Here is a 2,304-nt window from a genome sequence, read left to right as displayed (position 1 = left end):
CTCCCCGACCACGTGGTCGGGGAGCAGGCGGTAGCGCCAGCGCACAAGGCTTTCAGCCATGCTCATCAAGGAAGTCCGTTACTTGAGCTCGTCCAGCTTCCAGCAATTCCTGCCGGTCGCATTGGCCTTGTCGACGCGGGTGATCGGGCCGAAGAAGATGGTCTTCTCGCTGCCCGCCTGCCGGCCGGGCTGCTGCAGCAGCTCGGAAATCTGTTGTGCTGCGATCTCGGCCTGGATCGGGGCATTAAAGTTGAAGATCACGTCGAGCAGCCCGTTCTTGATGCTCTCGCAGCCCGTGGCGCTGCCCGCGCCATTGGTGACGATCGTCACCTGGTCCTGCTTGCCGGCGGCCACGACGGCGGCACCGGCGCCGACCTCAGCATTATCCCAGATGCCCATGATGCCGCACAGGTCCGGATGCTGCTGGAGGACCGTCTCGGTGATCTGGCGGGCCTCTTCGCTCATGTAATCGGCCGGCTGGTCGGAGACGAGCTGCAGCTCGGGATTGGCCTTCAGCACCTCGTCGATGCCGGTGCGCATGTAGATGTTGGCGGCACCCGTCTGGACGCCGGCGAGCCAGACCACCTTGTGCGAGACGGCATTGGGCCCGGTGCAGTGCTTGGCCAGTTCGCCCATTTCGAGACGGCCCATTTCGATCCAGTCGTTGCCGACATAACTGTCCGTCTGGGTGGCCGACTGCATGTTGACTTGCAGCACCTTGATGCCGGCCGCCTGCGCCTGTTTCAACAGGCGTGCGTAGGTCTGGACGTCGGGGTTCTGCACGATGATCAGGTCCGGCTTCTCGGCGATGGCGCCCTGCATGGCGCGAATGCCGGCATTGGTGTCGCCGGAGGGATCGCGCACTTCGAGGCTGAAGCCGTAGCGAGCGGCGTGACGCTGCCACACCACCACCCAGGCCTGGTTGAGGTCCATGCCCTGCGAGATTGGCACGAAGATGACCTTCTTGCCCTTGAGCGCCTCGAGATAGGTAGAGCGGCCGACCTGATCGGTTTCCTGCGCCGTGGCGATTTTCGCCGCGCCCAGCAGCGCCAGCGCTGTCATGCCCGCGAGCAGGCAGTTCTTGAACAACTTCATGGTATCCTCCCAGATTTATGTCTCGGTTCTTGTTCAGATGTCGCCGCTTTGCGAGGTCTGCTCGTCGCGCGGATTGATGATGGCGTCGATCGCCAGCGCGCCCAGCAGGATCACGCTCTTGATCAGGTTCTGGCTGGTGTAGCTGAAGTTCAGGATCGTCATGCCGTTGGTCAGGATGCCGACCAGGATGGTGCCGACGATGACGTTGCGTACGCCGCCCTGGCCACCGGAGAGGCCGATGCCGCCCAGCACGACCACCAGCAGCACGTCATAGATCAGGCTGGAATTGTAGAGGCGCGTGTCGATGCCGGTGACCAGCCCCAGCATGATGATGCCGGCGATATAGGCAATGAGGGCGCTGATGACATATTGCGTCACGATGATCGGGCGCGTCGGCAGCCCGGTCGTGCGGGCCGCGTTCGGGTTGTCGCCAGTAGCATAGACCAGCCGGCCGAAGCGGGTCTTCCTCAGGAAAAAGCCCATGAGCGCGGCCACCGCCGCGAAGATGATCACCGACATCGGGATGCCGAGGATGGTTCCGTTGCCGACGAATTTCAGCCAGCCGATATCGGAGGGGGCATAGAGCACGTCGGACGCAAAGACGATGCGGCCAGAGCCGTAGACCGAGGACGCGATGGCAAGGGTGGCGAAGATCGGCGGAATTTCGGCCACCGCCACCATGACGCCGGTGAACAGGCCGATGGCCGCGACCAGGATGGCCCCGAAGACGACGGCCAGCGTGAAGTCGACGCCCCAGGTGGAGATCCAAATACTGAAGGCGACGCCGACGACCATCACCGCCACCATGGTCAGGTCGATGCCGCGCCCAACGACGATGAGCCCCATGCCGACGGCCAGCGTGCCCAGGATCGAGACATTCTTGAGAATGGCAAGGATGTTGCCTTGGCTCAGGAAATTGTTGAGCGTCGCCGAGAACACCAGGAAGAGGACGGCCGAGATCGCGCCGACGACGAGTTCCTGGGACATTTTGATGCCCAAGCGCGCGGTGTCGGATTTGCCCGAACCAGCCAAGTCAATTCCTCCCTCGCTGCCGGTTTGAACCAGCGGCGTGCCAAAGCGGCCTTGCCCCAGGGCTTTGCCGCGACGACGTTCCTCCACAGCCCTAAGCCGGCTGCTTGCGTAAAGACCATCGCGGCTCAGGGCGGCAGGGGCAATTTCGATTTTCTGATGCGCTGTGCAGTTCGTCAG

General features: G+C 63.0%; 2 protein-coding genes. Both read right to left on the bottom strand.

Features of this window, described 5'->3' with window-relative positions; all coding sequences use genetic code 11:
• Positions 1-78: 78 nt before the first annotated feature.
• Positions 79-1,095: a sugar ABC transporter substrate-binding protein gene (locus EN994_RS27770; protein WP_063167480.1), complete on the bottom strand. Its 1,017-nt coding sequence runs from the start codon at positions 1,093-1,095 to the stop codon at positions 79-81.
• 33 nt (positions 1,096-1,128) lie between these two features.
• The gene (locus tag EN994_RS27765; RefSeq protein ID WP_032809776.1) at positions 1,129-2,082 is read right to left on the bottom strand and encodes an ABC transporter permease; all 954 of its coding nucleotides are present in this window, start codon (positions 2,080-2,082) and stop codon (positions 1,129-1,131) included.
• Positions 2,083-2,304: the final 222 nt, after the last annotated feature.

Source organism: Mesorhizobium sp. M7A.F.Ca.CA.002.09.1.1 (assembly GCF_003998555.1).
GTDB classification, from domain to species: Bacteria; Pseudomonadota; Alphaproteobacteria; order Rhizobiales; family Rhizobiaceae; genus Mesorhizobium; species Mesorhizobium ciceri.
The sequence above is the reverse complement of the archived record's forward strand: the minus strand, read 5'-3'. Positions and strand labels throughout refer to the sequence as shown.